The organism is Actinomadura sp. 3N508, assembly GCF_044326375.1.
Classification (GTDB): domain Bacteria; phylum Actinomycetota; class Actinomycetes; order Streptosporangiales; family Streptosporangiaceae; genus Spirillospora.
This window is the reverse complement of the sequence record NZ_JBIRAX010000012.1, coordinates 131,446-147,300: the sequence shown is the minus strand read 5'-3', so window position 1 is coordinate 147,300 and position 15,855 is coordinate 131,446. Positions and strand designations below refer to the sequence as shown.

The 15,855-nt window shown below is 71.4% G+C and carries 16 protein-coding genes; 7 read left to right on the top strand and 9 right to left on the bottom strand.

Translation table 11 applies throughout. From position 1 onward, the window contains the following. Positions 1 to 6: 6 nt before the first annotated feature. The 5 genes from ACH34S_RS34405 to fdxA form a co-directional block, all read right to left on the bottom strand. Positions 7 to 444, bottom strand: coding sequence for a DUF4247 domain-containing protein (locus ACH34S_RS34405; protein WP_395957058.1), 438 nt, complete (start codon positions 442 to 444; stop codon positions 7 to 9). Continuing rightward, a complete protein-coding gene (locus tag ACH34S_RS34400; protein ID WP_395957057.1) occupies positions 441 to 992 on the bottom strand; it encodes a DUF2617 family protein in 552 nt (183 codons plus the stop codon). Before ACH34S_RS34400 ends, ACH34S_RS34405 begins: the two co-directional genes overlap by 4 nt. A gap of 2 nt (positions 993 to 994) precedes the next feature. Further along, the gene (locus tag ACH34S_RS34395) at positions 995 to 1,633 is read right to left on the bottom strand and encodes a DUF4178 domain-containing protein (RefSeq protein WP_395957056.1); all 639 of its coding nucleotides are present in this window, start codon (positions 1,631 to 1,633) and stop codon (positions 995 to 997) included. 199 nt (positions 1,634 to 1,832) lie between these two features. Continuing rightward, the gene (dapC, locus tag ACH34S_RS34390) at positions 1,833 to 2,918 is read right to left on the bottom strand and encodes a succinyldiaminopimelate transaminase (RefSeq protein WP_395957055.1); all 1,086 of its coding nucleotides are present in this window, start codon (positions 2,916 to 2,918) and stop codon (positions 1,833 to 1,835) included. 185 nt (positions 2,919 to 3,103) lie between these two features. Continuing rightward, entirely contained in the window at positions 3,104 to 3,430 is a 327-nt protein-coding gene (gene fdxA / locus ACH34S_RS34385; protein WP_131963938.1) for a ferredoxin, read from the bottom strand. Positions 3,431 to 3,543: 113 nt separating this feature from the next. Between fdxA and ACH34S_RS34380 the strand changes: the two genes are divergently transcribed. Next, positions 3,544 to 3,819: a hypothetical protein gene (locus ACH34S_RS34380; protein ID WP_395957054.1), complete on the top strand. Its 276-nt coding sequence runs from the start codon at positions 3,544 to 3,546 to the stop codon at positions 3,817 to 3,819. On the opposite strand, the gene ACH34S_RS34375 is transcribed toward ACH34S_RS34380, so the two are convergent. After that, positions 3,816 to 4,736: a polysaccharide deacetylase family protein gene (locus ACH34S_RS34375; RefSeq protein ID WP_395957053.1), complete on the bottom strand. Its 921-nt coding sequence runs from the start codon at positions 4,734 to 4,736 to the stop codon at positions 3,816 to 3,818. The genes ACH34S_RS34380 and ACH34S_RS34375 overlap by 4 nt on opposite strands. Positions 4,737 to 4,890: 154 nt before the next feature. Between ACH34S_RS34375 and ACH34S_RS34370 the strand changes: the two genes are divergently transcribed. Both ACH34S_RS34370 and ACH34S_RS34365 read left to right on the top strand, forming a co-directional pair. Further along, positions 4,891 to 5,697, top strand: coding sequence for a class I SAM-dependent methyltransferase (locus ACH34S_RS34370; RefSeq protein ID WP_395957052.1), 807 nt, complete (start codon positions 4,891 to 4,893; stop codon positions 5,695 to 5,697). Between the two features lie 57 nt (positions 5,698 to 5,754). Beyond that, positions 5,755 to 6,417, top strand: a complete 663-nt coding sequence (locus ACH34S_RS34365; RefSeq protein ID WP_395957051.1) for a hypothetical protein — start codon at positions 5,755 to 5,757, stop codon at positions 6,415 to 6,417. On the opposite strand, the gene ACH34S_RS34360 is transcribed toward ACH34S_RS34365, so the two are convergent. Beyond that, positions 6,418 to 8,367, bottom strand: a complete 1,950-nt coding sequence (locus tag ACH34S_RS34360) for a TNT domain-containing protein (RefSeq protein WP_395957050.1) — start codon at positions 8,365 to 8,367, stop codon at positions 6,418 to 6,420. Positions 8,368 to 8,484: 117 nt separating this feature from the next. On the opposite strand from ACH34S_RS34360, the gene ACH34S_RS34355 reads away from it, so the two are divergent. Next, entirely contained in the window at positions 8,485 to 9,654 is a 1,170-nt protein-coding gene (locus ACH34S_RS34355; RefSeq protein WP_395957049.1) for an alpha/beta hydrolase family protein, read from the top strand. Here ACH34S_RS34355 and ACH34S_RS34350 read toward each other — a convergent pair. After that, positions 9,647 to 10,594, bottom strand: coding sequence for a zinc-binding dehydrogenase (locus ACH34S_RS34350; protein WP_395957048.1), 948 nt, complete (start codon positions 10,592 to 10,594; stop codon positions 9,647 to 9,649). The two genes, ACH34S_RS34355 and ACH34S_RS34350, sit on opposite strands and share 8 nt — an antisense overlap. A gap of 156 nt (positions 10,595 to 10,750) precedes the next feature. On the opposite strand from ACH34S_RS34350, the gene ACH34S_RS34345 reads away from it, so the two are divergent. From ACH34S_RS34345 to ACH34S_RS34335, 3 genes are read left to right on the top strand one after another with little or no spacing between them, the layout of a single operon-like run. Beyond that, entirely contained in the window at positions 10,751 to 11,317 is a 567-nt protein-coding gene (locus ACH34S_RS34345) for a hypothetical protein (RefSeq protein WP_395957047.1), read from the top strand. A 23-nt stretch (positions 11,318 to 11,340) separates the two neighbouring features. Continuing rightward, positions 11,341 to 12,114, top strand: coding sequence for a hypothetical protein (locus ACH34S_RS34340; protein WP_395957046.1), 774 nt, complete (start codon positions 11,341 to 11,343; stop codon positions 12,112 to 12,114). Then, positions 12,111 to 13,850 (top strand): serine/threonine-protein kinase, encoded by a 1,740-nt coding sequence (locus tag ACH34S_RS34335; RefSeq protein ID WP_395957045.1) that lies wholly within the window; start codon positions 12,111 to 12,113, stop codon positions 13,848 to 13,850. Before ACH34S_RS34340 ends, ACH34S_RS34335 begins: the two co-directional genes overlap by 4 nt. A gap of 37 nt (positions 13,851 to 13,887) precedes the next feature. On the opposite strand, the gene ACH34S_RS34330 is transcribed toward ACH34S_RS34335, so the two are convergent. Beyond that, positions 13,888 to 15,552, bottom strand: a complete 1,665-nt coding sequence (locus ACH34S_RS34330) for a hypothetical protein (protein WP_395957044.1) — start codon at positions 15,550 to 15,552, stop codon at positions 13,888 to 13,890. Positions 15,553 to 15,855 lie beyond the last annotated feature (303 nt).

Sequence of the window (15,855 nt, the reverse complement as noted above, 5' to 3'; positions counted from 1 at the left end):
TGCTCCTTATTTACCCGACCCGGACCCGCCGCCGCGGAAGGACGCGGCGCCCGTGCTCGTCCAGCCGTGGCTTCCCGGGCTGGCCCAGCGGCCGCTGACGTGTGAGTAGTAGCGGTTGTAGCCGCTGCGGGGCGTGTCGACCGTGATCCGGCTGCCCGTCCCGTTCGGCAGGACGCCGACGACCAGCTGCGGGTAGCGCAGGAAGATCCCGCCCGCCGCGCCCATGGTGGCCATGTTGTCCACCCGGTCGATCGACCTGAACTTGTTGTTGATCTCCGTGGCCACGGCCGGCGGAGCCTTCGGGGACCGGTAGGTGCCGGCCCCCATCTTCTTGTACTTGTCTCCGATCCAGGACTCCTGGGACTTGCTGCCGCAGCCCCCGAGCGCCAGGACGGTCACGAGGGCGGCGCAGGCGCCGCCGATCATCCGGTGTCTACTGTTCACGTTGGTTTCACCAGCCGGCTCCGCGTCATCACGATCTCCCGGGTCTGCGGGTAGGCATGCCATGTCCGCCAGCCGAACCCGGTCTCCTCGGAAGCGGGGGTCTTCAGTGCGGTCTGCTCGCGGACGGCCCGCTCGAGGGTGGTCCGTTCCAGTGCGAGGGCGGTCACGGCGTGGGGGGAACCGGGGAAGTTCCCGGTCAGGGCGTCGCCGCGGTCCGCGAGCCGCGCGCAGACCGCCTCGACGGCTCGGCAGAACGCCGTGGTGTCGCTGAGCGCGGCGGTCGTCGCGGCGAACTCGTAGGTCCAGCCGGGCACGTCGCTGCTCGCGCGCCCGGGCAGCGGCTCGGCGGCGCCGGGCAGGCACGCCACGGTCTCGCTGAGCGGCCCGGCGATGACCTGGTGGGACGCGCCCAGCAGCCGTAGCTCCACGGCCAGCCCGGCCCGCTCGACGGTCAGCACGGCGAGCGCGTCCAGCGGCGGCAGGCCGAGCGCGAACGACAGCGCGTCGGCGCGCGCGTCGGCGTAGGGGGTGTCGAGGGTGGTACGCAACGTCAGCCGCCGCTGCCCGGGTAGATCGTCATCGAACCGGTCGGGACGCGCTCGCCGAGCCCGGCCTCCCACTGGCCGCCGCCGTACTGCTCGAACGACAGGTACTTGCCGCGCGGGCCCTCGTAGTCGACGTACTCGACGCGTCCCTGCACGCCGACGCCGGTCGTGCCCTCGCTGTCGTAGGTGGCGGTGCCGTGCTCCTCGCGGCGGTACTCGACGCCGTCGACGACGATCGTCCGGTCGCCGGGGGTGAGGTCGCCGATGTCGTGCTCGGTCCACCAGACGACCTCGAGGTCGGGGTCCTCCTCGACGGAGATCCACACCTTGGTGCCCTCGATGGTGTCGGCGTCCAGGAGGTGCTCGCTCCAGGTGTAGCCGCCCTCCCTCAGGCGCAGCGAGCCGCGCACGAAGTAGCGGGTGCCGAGGTACTCGACCATGTCGCCGGCCTTGAGCGTCCGCGGGTCGCCGGCCACCTGGTCCTCGGCGGCGAACGGGTCGCGCGGGGCGGCGGGCGCGGGCGCCGGGCCCGGCGCGGACGTCCCCGACCGGCGCCGCAGCAGGACGACGATCAGCACGATCAAGGCGACCAGGATCAGCGCCAGCAGGATCACTATCGCCGCTCCGCCCACGGACACCTCCATCGTTTCGTCATCAGTCGGGCACAGACCTGCGGGATCCTATCGACTGCCGTCTCACATGCCCATACCGCGCTCAGACGTATCAAAAGAACCAGCGGTTGCATGCGAGAACGCCGTAACCGAAATGAAATGGTCTCCGCGCGGATAGCGGCGGGCGGCACGGAGGCGGTGCGGGCGGCACGGCAGGCGGGCGGCGGGTGGCTCAGAGGCGGGCGATGGCGGCGTCGACGCGCTCGTCGGTGGCGGTGAACGCGATCCGGACGTGCCGGGCGCCGGCCGGGCCGTAGAACTCGCCGGGCGCGGCGAGGACGCCGAGGGACGCCAGATGCGCGACGGTGTCCCAGCACGGCTCGTCCCGCGTGGCCCACAGGTAGAGGGACGCCTCGGAGTGGTCGACGCGGAACCCGTGCTTCTCGAACGCGGCCCGCAGGCCCTCACGGCGCCGCGCGTACCGGGCCCGCTGCTCGTCCACGTGGGAGTCGTCGCCGTAGGCGACCGTCATCGCCGCCTGCACCGGAGCGGGGACGATCATGCCCGCGTGCTTGCGGACCTCCAGCAGCCGCTTGACCATCCCGAGGTCGCCGGTGAGGAACCCGGCCCGGTAGCCCGCCATATTGGACCGCTTCGACAGCGAGTTGACCGTGAGGAGGCCCTCGTGGGAGCCGTCGCACACGTCCGGGTGCAGGATCGAGACCGGCGGGCGCTCCTCGTCCCAGCCGAACTCCAGGTAGCACTCGTCGCTGATCACGATCGCGCCGCGGCCGCGCGCCCAGGCCACGACCTTGCGGAGGTGCTCGGTGGGCAGCACCTTCCCGGTCGGGTTGGACGGCGAGTTCACCCACACGATCTTGGGCGAGACGGGGCCGAGGGTGAGGAGGCCGTCCGTGGAGACGGGCCGGGCCCCCGCCAGCCGCGCGCCGACGTCGTAGGTCGGGTAGGCCAGCTCGGGGAAGACGATCGTGTCACCGGGGCCTGCGCCGAGCAGCGTCGGCAGCCAGGCGACGAGCTCCTTGGTGCCCATCACGGGAAGCACCGCGTCCGGGTCGGCGCCGGACACGCCGGCGCGGCGGCGCAGCCAGCCCGCGACGGACTCGCGGAGCTGCGGCGTCCCGTAGGTCTGCGGGTACCCGGGCGCGTCGGACGCGCCCGCGAGCGCCGCCTGGATCGGCTCGGGGGTCGGATCGACGGGCGTCCCGACCGACAGGTCGACGATGCCGTCCGCGTGCGCCAGCGCCCGCTCCTTGTACGGGGCCAGCCGGTCCCACGGAAAGTCCGGCAACGTGAACACGCCCACACTCCTGTCTGGCTGTAAGAAAAGTCGAGGGCCGTGGCCGTCCCACGCACGACGTGGCGGCCACGGCCCCGAAACGACACAGGCGACCCCTCGGGAGACGCGGACGCCCCTGGGACAGGCGCCCCCCGGGAACGGCCCCTACGGTCCCCCGCGGGACGCGTTCCGGCGTTCCGCCGCTGCTAGTCCTCCTGGCTCTGCGGAGGCAGCGCGGCGACGATCGGGTGGTCCTTGTCGATCTTCCCGACCTTGGAGGCGCCACCGGGCGAGCCGAGGTCGTCGAAGAACTCCACGTTGGCCTTGTAGAAGTCCTTCCACTGGTCGGGCGTGTCGTCCTCGTAGTAGATCGCCTCTACCGGGCAGACCGGCTCACACGCACCGCAGTCGACGCACTCGTCCGGGTGGATGTACAGCATGCGCTTGCCCTCGTAGATGCAGTCGACCGGGCACTCCTCGATGCATGCCTTGTCGAGCAGGTCCACGCAGGGCTGCGCAATGACGTAGGTCACGTCAGTGACTCCTCTCGGATTTCCGGCCCCGCCGTACGTCACGGCTCACCGCAAGCTCGCTGTGAATAGTATGGCCGCCACGGCGCCGTCGATTCGACACGGGGGGTCCGCAGATGTCCGGCCGGTTCGCCGCACGCCTGGTGATATCGATCAGCGCCGCCGACGTGGGCCGGCGGATATCGCTGCGCCGTCGCCTGCCAACGGGAGAGTACAGCGACGTCGTCGGCGTCCTCGAATCCTGGTCCGGCGGGGTCCTCGCGGTCCGGCGCCGGACCGGTGAGCTGGTCGAGGTCCCGGAGGGGATCATGGTCGCGGCGAAGGTCGTCCCGCCGCAGCCCCCGCCGCGCCGCCCCCGCCGCCGTCCCGCCGAGGACGACGACGACCGCTAGCGCGGCCCGGACGGCCCCGTGCCACCGGCGCCGGACGTGCCACCGGACGGCCCTGTCGCGCCGGAGGGCCCCGTGCCGCCGGAGGGCCCCGTCCCGCCGGTTGGGGATGGCCGTGCCGTCACCGGGGCTGTCTTCTGGGCGCGCTCGGTGTAGGTCCGGCCGGGCTGGAGCGGCTGCCCCTGGAACAGCTCCGACACCGTGACGAGCGTGAACCCGCGCTTCTTCAGCCCGTCCACCACCTTCGGGATGGCGTCGACGCTGGGCTTGTGGATGTCGTGGAACAGGACGATGCCGCCGCCCACGGGCTCCTTGACCCCGACCTTGGTGTGGCGGCTGACGCTCCTGTGCCGCCAGTCGAGCGTGTCCACGCTCCACAGGATCAGCGGCATCCCGATGGCCCGTCCGACCTGCGCGTTCGTCGCCCCGTAGGGCGGGCGCATCAGCGTCGGCGTGACGCCCGAGGCGTTCTTGACGGCCTGCTGCGTCCGCTGGACCTGCGACCTGACCTCGGCGGCCGGCTCCGTGGTGAGGTCGGGATGGGACCAGGTGTGGTTGGCGACCTCGTGGCCCTCCATGGCCATCCGCCGCACGACGTCCGGGTGGGCCTGGACGTTCTCGCCCAGCATGAAGAACGTCGCGCGGGCACCGCCCGCCTTGAGGGTGTCCAGAAGCCGTGCCGTGTAGGGGCCCGGCCCGTCGTCGAACGTGAGCGACACGCACTTGACCCGGTCACAGTCGATCTTCCTGGGCGGTGGCGGCGCCGGCGCCCGCTTCTGCTGGGCCCGTTTCCCCAGCGCCGCGTTCTCCCCGGCGGTCCGCGCCCGCTTCTCCTCTTGCCCGCTGCAACCGGCGGCTCCGGCGGTCCCGGCGACGAGCAGGAGCCCGGCACCGGCGACGGTGATTGCCCTGATTCGCACCACGCACCCCCGAACGTGTCACTTGGGCGGCCTCATACCCTCCGTTACTTGTGCGACACATGCCGTCAAGGCCGCGATATTGGAGATCTTCCGCGGGCGGCGGCGTGTGCCCGTCGCCGCGTCAGTACGGGGTGATGTCCGATAAATTACGACAGTGAATTGGGCCGTGACGACGTACGACTCCGCCTTCGGGTACGTCTCCGCGCACGGTGCGCCCCTGGTCGACCTGCTCGATCCGCAACCCGGCGAACGGATCATCGACCTCGGATGCGGCACCGGGGCGTTCACCGCGGAGATCGCCGAGCGGGGCGCCGAGGTGCTGGGCATCGACGGCAACCCGGACATGGTCGCGCAGGCGACCGCGCTGCAGCCGGGCCTGTCGTTCGTGCTCGGCGACGCGCACGACTTCACCGTCGGCGAGTCGTTCGACGCGGTCGCCTCGAACGCGGCCCTGCACTGGATGACCCGCGACCCCGGCGCCGTGATCGGACGCGTCCACGCGTCGCTGCGCCCCGGCGGGCGGTTCGTCGGCGAGCTCGGCGGTGCCGGGAACTGCGCGGAGCTGATCGTCGCGATGCAGACCGCCTGGCGGGTGTTCGGCCTCGGCGAGCCCGACCTGCCCTGGTACTTCCCGAGCCCCGCCGAGTACGCGACGAAGCTGGAGGAGGCCGGGTTCACGCTGCGGCTGCTGGAGCACGCCGACCGTCCGACCCGGATGACCGAGGGCCCGAACGGCGCCGCCGACTGGGTCCGCGCGTACGCGGCCACGGCGCTGGCGGACGTCCCGCCGGAGCTGGTCGACCCGCTGCTCGCCCGGGTCAACGACCTCGCCGCCCCGGCGCTGCGCCGCGAGTCGGGATGGGTCGCGGACTACGTGCGGCTCCGGTTCGCGGCCATCCGCAAGCCGGACGGCGCCATGCCCATGCCGACGGGCCCGATGCCGTCCGACCCGCAGCTCTGATCCGGAACCGGCCTCCCGGGCCGCCCGCTCCGGGCCGTCCGGCCTAGGGTTGGGGGCATGCTGCGGCTGTACGACCATCGCACCCGGCGGGCCGAGCCGCTGCCCGGCGGGCGGGGCCTGCGCGTCCAGATCCTGGACGGGTCAGGACTCCGCGTCCCCGTGGTCGCCGACCTGCTGCGCCGCGTCGCGGAACGGGCCGGGCGCCACGTCCGGATAGCGTCCACCCAGCCTTTCGCGCTGGACGACCACAACGTCGCGCCGTTCGAGGTGGTGGACACCCCGCTGGCGGACGCCGACCTGTACGTGACGAGCGGGGCCGCCCGCCGCCCAGACGCGCTCTGCCTGGTCGTAGGGCACGAGACTGGCGACCGCACAGCGCACGCTGATCCGCTCGCGGTGCGGCTGGCGATGCTGGAGGTCGCCTACCGGGAGCCGCTGGAGCTGTCCGAGGCCAGGGTGGCGGCGGCGACCGAGCGGCTGGACCGCTGGCGCGGCAAGGTCGCGGAGTGGGCGACGTCGCCCGGACGCCCCATGAACCGCGAGTACGCGAGGGAGGCGGAGACAGCCCTGGCGGACGATCTGGGCAGCCCCGGCGCGCTCGACGTCCTCGACCGGCTCGCCGCCGACGCCGGGGTGCCGCCGGGCGCGAAGCTGGAGACGTTCATCCGCGTCGACCTGCTGCTGGGCCTGGACCTGGTCTCCGCGATCGGAAGAGCCTGATCAGCCCGTCCCCGCGTCCCGCGCGTCGATCTCGATGAGGACGCCGTCGCACATCAGCTCGGCGATCGACCGGCGGAACACGTGCGCCGTCCCGCCGCCCGGCTGGCCGAACCACGGCACGGCCGTGCCCGTCAGCGCCTCCTCCGGCCGCTGGAGCCGGTACACGTGGTACGGACGGTCCTGCCATTCGCGCGGCAGCGACCGCCGCGGATAAGGCGTGCGCGCCGCGTACGTCACGTTGCCATCGGAGCCGCCGTAGCGGTCGACTTCCGTTCCTGCGGCCAGTTCCATCACGTGCCGGTCGCGCAGAAGGGAGAGCGGGGGTTCGCCACTGAGCGGCTCGAACGGACCGTTCTCCTCGACGGTGTTGCGCGGGTCCAGGAGAAGATTTCCGAGCAGATGCGCGGCGGCCTGTTCGGTGTCGTCGAACGTGGCTTCCTTGCGTCGTTCGCCGTCCCGCAGCTGGAAGACCGTCCAGCGGTCGCCTTCTGGCAGGAGGCACCAGACGCCTTCTGCGGTCTCCCTGATGCGGTATGCGGCACGGTCGACGCGGAGTTGGTCGAGGCGGTGCTGGAGGTTGTTCGCCCAGTCGCCGCTTTCTTCCGCTTCGGCTTCTTCCGGCGGTTCCGTCAGGACGCGTTCAGGCACCGTCCTACCCGTCACGGCCGCGTTCGCAGCGTTCATGGTGTCGTCGTCGACCGGCGGCACCTCGAACCCGTTGGCGCGCATATGCGCGACCAGGTCGGCCTCTGGCGCGATCCCATGCTCGCTCAGGTAATAGGCCACCGCCCCTGACCAGACCCAGGTCCCATCGGTGTGGAACGTCAGCGGGACGACCGCGCCGCGTGAGGAGTCGAGCCTGTCGGGGGCGTTTGATCGGGCCGCCATGACGATCGGGCCCTGTCGTAGGTATTCGGTGACGCGCTCTACCTCGTCCGGCGGGACGGGCGGGCGCGACACAGCGGGACGTGTTCCGTCCGGTCCCGCGTGGTCGAAGATCCGGGCCCGGCGGAGCCCGCCCGGCGCGGGAACCGGCAGGTCGGCGACCGTCGCCGGCTGGACGGCCCGGCTGCCGAGCCGGTGCGTCATCCAGTCCGGGACCTCGTCGCGCGGGAACCGCTCCAGCTCGCGCCGGATGTCGGCCGGGGACGGCTCCGCGTCCCAGTGCGGCTCGTCGTCGTGCCTGAAGCTCGCCCTGCAGCGGACGTCGCCGTCCTCGTACACGACCTCGAAGTCGATCCGGCACCAGGTGGTCCCCTGGAACGCGTGCGTCCCGGCTCGGAGCCGGTCGAGGAGGCCCGCGGTGGCCTCGGGAGCCGTCCAGGGCGTGACGGCGCCGTCCGCGCGGTGGCAGGTCATCGCGGGGAACTCCACATGGTCCCCGACCGCCTGGTAGTAGCCGGAGATCGTCCGCCAGAGCGGCGGCGCGTGATCGGCGACCACGACCGTGACCTGGCTGGACAGCAGCTCCATCTGCTCGACCGGATCCATCGGCCCGACGTCCGGAACGGCGGCGGTGGCGGGTTCGCGGCCGTCCAGCCGGTCCCGCAGCCAGCCCGGCACGTTCGCCCCGTCGCGCGGCATGACGATCTGGTCGCGCCGCCAGTAGTCGGCCGGGATCGGCGGTTCCCACAGCGGGTCGAAGTCGTAGTTGTACAGCGCCCGCGCGGACTCCGGCTCGATGATCGCGACCATCGAGAACCAGGTGCCCTGCTCGGACAGGTAGTGCGCGCGGCGCAGGTCCATCAGCAGGCCGGTCAGGTCCGGCGGGACGGTCTCCGCCGTCACCGTCTTCCCCTCGCCGGTCAGCACGGTCACGGCGACGTCGTTGACGGCGACGGTCGCGATGCAGTGCAGGTCGATCCGCCGCCATCCCGGCGGCGCCATCCGCCGCGCGAACGCGATGATCTCGCCCTCGATCTCCGCGATGCGGTCGCTCTGCCCCGTCACGCCGCGCGCCCTCCCGTCGGATCCATGGCACCTGTCCGGCAGATTAACCGCACTGATCACCGCATTGCGGAACAGCCCGAGCGCCGGAAACTTTCAGGGGAGGCTAGGTTCAATGTCGTGTCGACCATCGTCCCTGAGTCACCGGCCCCTGCCGCGCCCGGATCCCGGGTCCGGCGGCGCCGCCGCGCCCGCCCGCTGATGGCGGCCGCGGTCGCGGTCATCGTCCTGCTGAGCGCGGCCGCCGGCGGGATCGGCTGGTACTTCGCGGGCGTCGCGATAGAGGTCGACCACTCGTCCGACTACTCGCTCACCGTCCTGGACGCGGCGAACGGCACGGTCACGCTGCCCAAGGAAGAATCGACGGAACGTGCGGGAACGTGGGCGCTCGCCTGGGAAGGCGGACGCGCTCTCCTAGGCCCGGTCACCGGCGGCAACGACGCGCAAGTCGTCCGCCAAATCTCCTCCATCGTCGAAGGCACCCTGGTCAAGGGCTCCTCAGCAACCATCGACCACTGGGTGTACGACGGCGACCCGAAGAGGGCCCTCGGGCTCGATTTCCAGGACGTCACGTATTCGTCCCAGGCGGGGCCCATGCCCGCGTGGTTGATTCCAGGCAAGTCGCCTAACAGCACGTGGGTCATCGGCGTCCACGGACGGAACGCCGACAAGGCGGAGACGTTTCGTGCCATGAAGGCCGTTCATGCACTGGGCCTGCCGATGATGTCCATCGCGTATCGGAACGATGTAGGCGCCCCACCGTCCAGCGACGGGAAGAACCACCTCGGCGACACGGAATGGCGCGACGTCGTCTCCGCCATGGGGTACGCACGCGCGAACGGTGCGACGGGCGTCGTCCTGTACGGCTGGTCCATGGGCGGCGCGATGTCCATGAGGACACTTCGCGACGATCCCACCTTCGTTAGGGGCGTCGTCCTCGACTCCCCCGTCCTCGACTGGAACGCCACCCTGGACATGCAAGGCGACGCCCGCAATCTGCCCGGCTTCGTCACGGGCGTCGCCAAGCGCGTCCTGGAGATGCGCATAGGCATCGACCTGTCGGAGTTCGACCAGCGCCGGTACGCGCCGAAGCTGCGCACACCGGTCCTGCTGTTCACCGCCGCCGACGACGCCACCGTCGACAACGGCGCCGCCTACACCTTCGCCAGGACGGCCCCACCCGGCATGGTCACCCACATAGCCACACCGGGCGGGCACACCGAATCGTGGAACGTCGACCCCGTCGCCTACGAGAGCGCGCTCACCACGTTCCTGGAGAAAATCACCTGACCTCCAGCAACGTCTTGCCGACCGTGGCACGCGACTGGATGGCCCTGTGCGCGTCCGCCGCCCCGTCCAGCGGGAACCGCTGCCCGATCACCGGCCGCAGCCTCCCCTCTGCCGCCTCCGCCAGCGCGCTCCGCGTGAACTCCCGCAATTCCTCCGGCGTGGCCCCCGGCTGGACGAGCGTCACCCCTCGCTCCGCCGCGTCCTCCTCCGCGACACCCGCCCACTCGCCGCTCGCCAGCCCGAAACTGACCATCCGCCCGCCCGGCCGGAGCAGCGTGAACGCCTCGCGCCCCACTTCGCCGCCGACGCCGTCGAACACCACGTCCACCTCCCCCGCCTTCGCGGCCCAGCCGGGCTCGCCGTAGTCGACGGCCTCGTCCGCACCCACCCCCAGCGCCACCTCGCCCTTGCGCGCCCCACCGGCCGCCGCGACGACCGTCGCGCCCGCCGCCTTCGCCAGCTGGACGAGCAGCGTCCCGACCCCACCGGCCGCCGCCTCCACCAGCACCCGCTGCCCCGGACGGGGCCGCGCCGCGCTCAGCATCATCGTCGCCGTCCGCCCGTCCGCCAGCAGCGCGACCGCGTCGTCGAGCGGCAGCCCGCCCGGCACCTCGAACAGCCCCGCCGCGTCAACGGCGACCAGCTCGGCGTAGGCGCCCGAGCCCCCGGTGCCGCTCACCACCCGCCGCCCGACGAGCCCGCCATCGACATCGGGCCCAACGGCCGCGACCACGCCCCCGACCCCGTTCCCGGGAATGACCGGCGGCTCCAGCCGCACCGGAGCGGGCCCAGACCCCGCCCGCATCTGCGTCTCCACGAACGTGATGTTGACGAACTCCACGGCGACGAGCACCTGCCCCTCGCCCGGCACCGGATCCGGCGCCTCCCCCGGCACCAGGACCTCCGGCCCGCCGAACTCCTTCAGCCACACCGCACGCATCAGAACCCCTCCCATCACGGCATTCACATGCAGCGTGCTACCTCAAGCCCGGTCGAGGTCAAGGCGGCCCCAACGAATCCCTTTTCTCGCCACACCCGCCTCTGTAAGCTTCTGCGCGTATTCCGCCCCGTTGTCGGCTGCCGCTCAGGGATGACGATGCGCGCCCGCTTGGTCAGAACCCCCTCACTGGGTCTCTTTCTGATCGCCTGCCTGGCCGCCGGGTGCGGCTCCTCTGGCTCGTCCTCCAACGGCGAACTCGCCCCCAACGGCTCCCTGAACGACGGCGCCGCCCCGGCCCCCGCCGCCGCGGCCCCGTCCGGCATCCCAGAGAAGCAGCTCTACCAGACGGCCCTGAAGCGCTACCGCGCCTACCAGACCGCCTACCAAAAGGCCTACGAGACCAACGACGCGGCCGAGCTCTCGACCGTCGCCGTGGACCCGCTTCTCGGGCAGGTGACGAAGGAGCTGGAAGCCACCAAGGCCAAAGGCGAGCTCTGGCGCTTCACCAACACCTTCAACCCCCGTGTCTACGCCCGCTCGACGGACAGCTCCAGGGTCTACGTCATCGACTGCGTGCGCACACTCGTCGGCTACCGCTTCTCCACCGCGACAGGCAAGCGCATCAGCGGCGGGCCTGGCGCGGCCTACGTCTACCGGACGACACTCCAATACGACGGCCGCACCTGGAAGGCCGCCGCCACCGTCCGGGACAAGCAATGCTGACGGCAGATCGGGAAGGACGCACGATGTCTCCCAACAGCCTCATCAGGCGCCGCGCGGCATCCGGCGCCATCACGGCGTCCGCCCTCGTGACGGCCGCGCTCCTGGTGCCCATCGCCACCGCCGCCCCCGCCTTCGGCTGCATCGTGCGGCCCGACGGGACGATGTCCTGCAACCCGCGCTCCACCGAGACCGGTTCGTCCGGCGGAGGCGCCGGCTCTGGTGGAGACGGCGGGGGCGGTCCCGTCGAACCGCCCCCTCCGGAGGGATTGACGGCGAACGAGGCGGTCGGCTTCGTTCCCGTGGAGGGGGGCGGAGGGCCGCTCCTGGCCGCCCCGCCCAACACGTTCGAGCTCGTCCAGAGCGCCTTGGCCAAGAAGGGCTTGCCCGTCCCCGAGGTGCACACCGCGCCCAATGGGAAAACGTACGTGCGCATGCGGACGGCGCTGTGGGTGGAGGGCTTCAACGTCGTGCAGACGGCGCCCGTCAGCGCGGGTGCCCAGAGGGTCCAGGCGACGGCTCAGCCCAGGTCGGTCACGTGGAATCTCGGCGAGGGCAAGCTCGTCTGCCAGAACGCCGGCAGCAAGGACGGGAAAGCCTGCTCCTACGCCTACAAGCGGTCGTCCGCCGGGCAGCCCGGCGGGAAGTACGAGATCACCGCCACCATCTCCTGGCACATCACCTGGACGTGTGAGGGCACCGCCTGCGCCGCCCCCGGCGGCGACCTCGGCGAGCACACCATGACGTCGCAGCCCACGCCGCTCATCGTCAGCGAGATCCAGACCAACACCGGCCAGTGACACCGCGCGAACACCGCCTGCCGGGATTCGTCGAGCTGGCCGAGTTAGGGGCCGGGACGCAAGGTGTGGTCGTGCTCGCCCGGCACGAGTCCGGCGCCGGACCCGTCGCGATCAAGTATCTGGCCCCCGATCTGCTCGGCGACCCGGCGGCGCGGACCGTCTTCCGGGACGAGGCCGCGATGCTCAAGCGGGTCATGGATCCGCATGTGGCGCGGCTGCTCGACTACCTGGAATCACCGTGGGGTGCGGCGATCGTCCTGGAGGCGGTGCCCGGCCGTTCACTGCGCCGCATTCTGGACGATCAGCAGAGGCCGTTCACGCCCGAAGCCGCATTGACGACTCTGAAGGGTTCACTGCTGGGTCTGGCGGCGGCTCATGCCGTGGGAGTCGTCCATCGCGACTACAAGCCCGCGAACGTATTGGTCCAGGACGACGGGCAGAGCAAGCTCATCGACTTCGGAGTCGCCGTCCTCTCCGGGCAGAAGGGCATAGCAGGGACCCCCGCCTACATGGCGCCCGAGCAATGGGCAGGCGGACCGGCCACGCCCGCGACCGACCTCTACGCCGCCACCTGCGTGTTCGTGGAATGCGTCAGTGGCGAGAAGCCCTTCCAGGGGACGACCTTGGAGGATTGGAGAGCCGCCCACACCGAAGGACCGCTGCCCCTCGACGCAGTGCCCGAGCGGTTGCGTCCACTCGTCGAGCGCGGCTTGGCCAAGGACCCCTCCGCCAGGACGTGGAACGCCTCCGAATTCGTCAACGAGTTGGAGGCGGTCGCGGTCCGGGCTTACGGCCCCGACTGGGAGCGCCGCGGATTCCTCGCGCTCGGAGCCGCCGCCGCGATCGTGGCACCGGCGATCCCGTTGGCGATGCTCGGGAGCGCAATCCTCGCTCCAGGCGCCTCGTCCGCGGCGGCGGGCACCTTCGCAGGCCAGGCGTCAGTGGGCTACGTCCAAGGGGCGGCCGCGGCGGACTTCATGGCCAAGGGCGGCGCGTCCGTCTCCAAGGGCGTCCTCGCCAAGGTCGGCGGGACGAAGGGAGCCGCGGGCATCGGGGTGGCCGGAGTCGGGGCCGTGATCGCCACGTGGGTCCTGTGGCCCGCGGGACCGGGTGTCGGCGGCGTCAGCCGTGGTGGGATCCACGCGTACTGGACCCGTCCCGGAATCCTGACCGGACAGCACAGCATGCCCGCGTCCGACACCCCCTACATGGACCTGATCATGACGGTCACCCCCGCCCGAGCGAAACGCGGCATGACCATGCGGGTCGTCACCCGGTTCCGCGCCCGCACACCCGCAGGCGCGAAATACCTCCCCGGCGGTCAACGCCAATGTTTCGGTGAGAAGACCAAGCGCACGGACGTGGTGGGCGGCTTCAAATTCGGCTGGAGCGGAGAAGACACCCCGTTCAAGGGTGACTACCTGGCCTTCTACCGGGTCCCTCCCGCGAAGCCGAAGGAGCTTCCCACCGGAACCGGCGCCGTCATGGCGCCCGCGACGAGCAAGACGACCGGGGAATCGCAGCCCTACGTCCCGTCGGAATGCGCCTTCCTCAGCAGGTACACGATCACCACCACGCTCCGCGTGCCCGGCCCCGACGTGCTGGCACCGGGCGTCTACCTCGTGACACCGATCTCTCCCATGCAGATCACCGGCACGCGAGAGGGCGTCTCCCAGGAAGCGATGGGAACGGTCAACGAGGGATCCGCCCCCATGATCGAGATCTTGGACGGGTGAGCGCGGTCCCGGGCGTGGGCCCGGGACCGCGGGTGGGTCAGTTGAGGGCGTAGGCGCGGGTTACGGTTTGGTTCACTGCGTTTCCGGAGGCGTCGGCGGCCTTGACGCGCAGGGCCACGTAGCCGTTGTGGGTTGTCGGGTGCGGGACGTTGGCCGTCCAGCGGTCGGTGCCGTTGGGGGTCAGGGGCACGGTGGTCCAGGTTGTGCCGTTGTTGAAGGACGCCTCCAGCGAGGCCGAGGTCACCGCCGAGCCGTCTGCGGCGCGTTCCACCACCACGTCCAGGGGGAACGTGACGCCTGATGGGGCTCGGCCGGTGTTGTCGTAGTTGCCGGTGATGCGGAGCTGGAGGAGGCCGCGCTGGTCCTCGAACGGGTCACCGGGGCGTTCGGCGGACGGGAACGTCCAGCTCGCGTTGATGCTCGACACGTACCTCGACCAGGGGACCGAGCGCTGCACGGACATGTCCAGCCGGTACGTGGCGGCCTCGGCGGGCACGTTCCAGTTTCCGGCGAGCGGGTTGGTGCTCTGGCCGACGAGCTGGCCGTTGCGGTACAGGGTGAGCGTGCCCGGGGTGCCTTCCGAGTAGTTGCCGCCGAGGTTCTCGTGGCCCGGCGTGCCGGTGTCGGCGATCATCGGGAAGGCCAGCAGCTGGCCCTGGCCGTGGCCGGTCTTCACGGTCGGGCCGAACGCGGCCTTGTTCCAGGCTTCGGAGTGGGTGGCGCCGGGGGTGTAGGTCCGCGCGCTGGTCTGCCTTTCGGCGACCTGGACGCTGCCGGACTGGTAGAAGTAGTTGCTCCTCCAGACCACGCCTGCCGCCGTGTAGTAGATCCGCTGCGTGCTGGGGGCGGCGGCCGTGTGCGAGAGGCCCATCACTTTCTCGTTGATGCCGTCGAAGTCGAGGACCGAGGAGTGCGGGCCGACGCCGTCGGACGGCACTCCCTGGGACGCGTAGGTCGTGTTCACCAGCGCCAGGCTGCTCGGCGCGGCGGTGAAGGTGAGCGTGGTGGGGATGCGTCCGGCGGTCGGGAACGCCAGGTTGTAGACGCGCGGCGCGGGCTGGGTGGTGAGCGGCTCGGACTGGCTCTCCACGTACAGGAAGTGGTACGGGCGGGTGGTCGTGGCCGACGGCCAGGCGCGCAGGCTGGTCTGCGGGGTGCCGCTGATGAGGGACGAGATCTGCTGCCCAGCGATCGTCTGCGTCAGCTGGGCGTGGCTGGTGACCTCGGTGGCGGTCGTGGACGGGCTGACCGCTTTGAGCTCCGGCGCCGTCCGGGCGTCCATGGTGATGTCGACGTCGCCGTTCACCGGCAGCGCCGGGTTGCCGTAGAGGGCCAGGTCCGTGGGGTTGCCGGGGTGGCCGGTGAGGACGATGGCGGTCAGGTCGTAGGTCCCTGCCGGGACGAGGGCGGTGAGCGTGTCACCGGCCTGGGTCAGGGGGTATTCGGCGCCGGACGCCGGGTCGATCAGGCCGGCGAGGGGCGCGACGGGCGTCCCGTCGATGTCGATGCCGCGGATCGTGACCGTGTGGTCGGCGGCTGCGGCGCGTGCGGGGGCTTTGATCTTGCTGTGGCCGATGCTGGCGGCGGGCCTGGGTTGCTGGGTGGCCCGGGGTGCGGCCGGGTCGGCCGCGGCGGCCGGTGCGGGGACGAGTAGCGCGGCCAGCGTGGCCGCTCCGATCAGGGCTGGTTTCCAGCGCCTCACCCGGTTTCCCTTCTGTGCGGTGACAGGGTCGGAATTGGGGCGCAGAACCGGACGTACGGGCCCGGAAGGACCCCCGCCAGCGGGGGGTTCTGTCCCGATTTCCAAGATCACCTTATCTTGATCTTGATCGGGGGCGTTGTGGGGAACATCTCGGTGCGTCCGGGTTTCGGGGTGGCATCGGGGGCGTCCGCGCACCCCCAGGGCACGGTCATGAACGCGCTGGTAGGATCGCGGCCGATGCGCGGGCGGAGGGGCATGGGCCCGAGGTTTCCCGCCCCCGGCGCGACGCGGCCGGCCCCGGCC

Excerpts from the sequence above, each read along its gene's own strand:
- ACH34S_RS34395 (WP_395957056.1), bottom strand. The coding sequence starts at position 1,633 with ATGGAGGTGTCCGTGGGCGGAGCGGCGATAGTGATCCTGCTGGCGCTG.
- ACH34S_RS34340 (WP_395957046.1), top strand. The coding sequence starts at position 11,341 with ATGTCTCCCAACAGCCTCATCAGGCGCCGCGCGGCATCCGGCGCCATC.
- ACH34S_RS34380 (WP_395957054.1), top strand. The coding sequence starts at position 3,544 with ATGTCCGGCCGGTTCGCCGCACGCCTGGTGATATCGATCAGCGCCGCC.
- ACH34S_RS34350 (WP_395957048.1), bottom strand. The coding sequence starts at position 10,594 with ATGCGTGCGGTGTGGCTGAAGGAGTTCGGCGGGCCGGAGGTCCTGGTG.
- ACH34S_RS34365 (WP_395957051.1), top strand. The coding sequence starts at position 5,755 with ATGCTGCGGCTGTACGACCATCGCACCCGGCGGGCCGAGCCGCTGCCC.
- ACH34S_RS34345 (WP_395957047.1), top strand. The coding sequence starts at position 10,751 with ATGCGCGCCCGCTTGGTCAGAACCCCCTCACTGGGTCTCTTTCTGATC.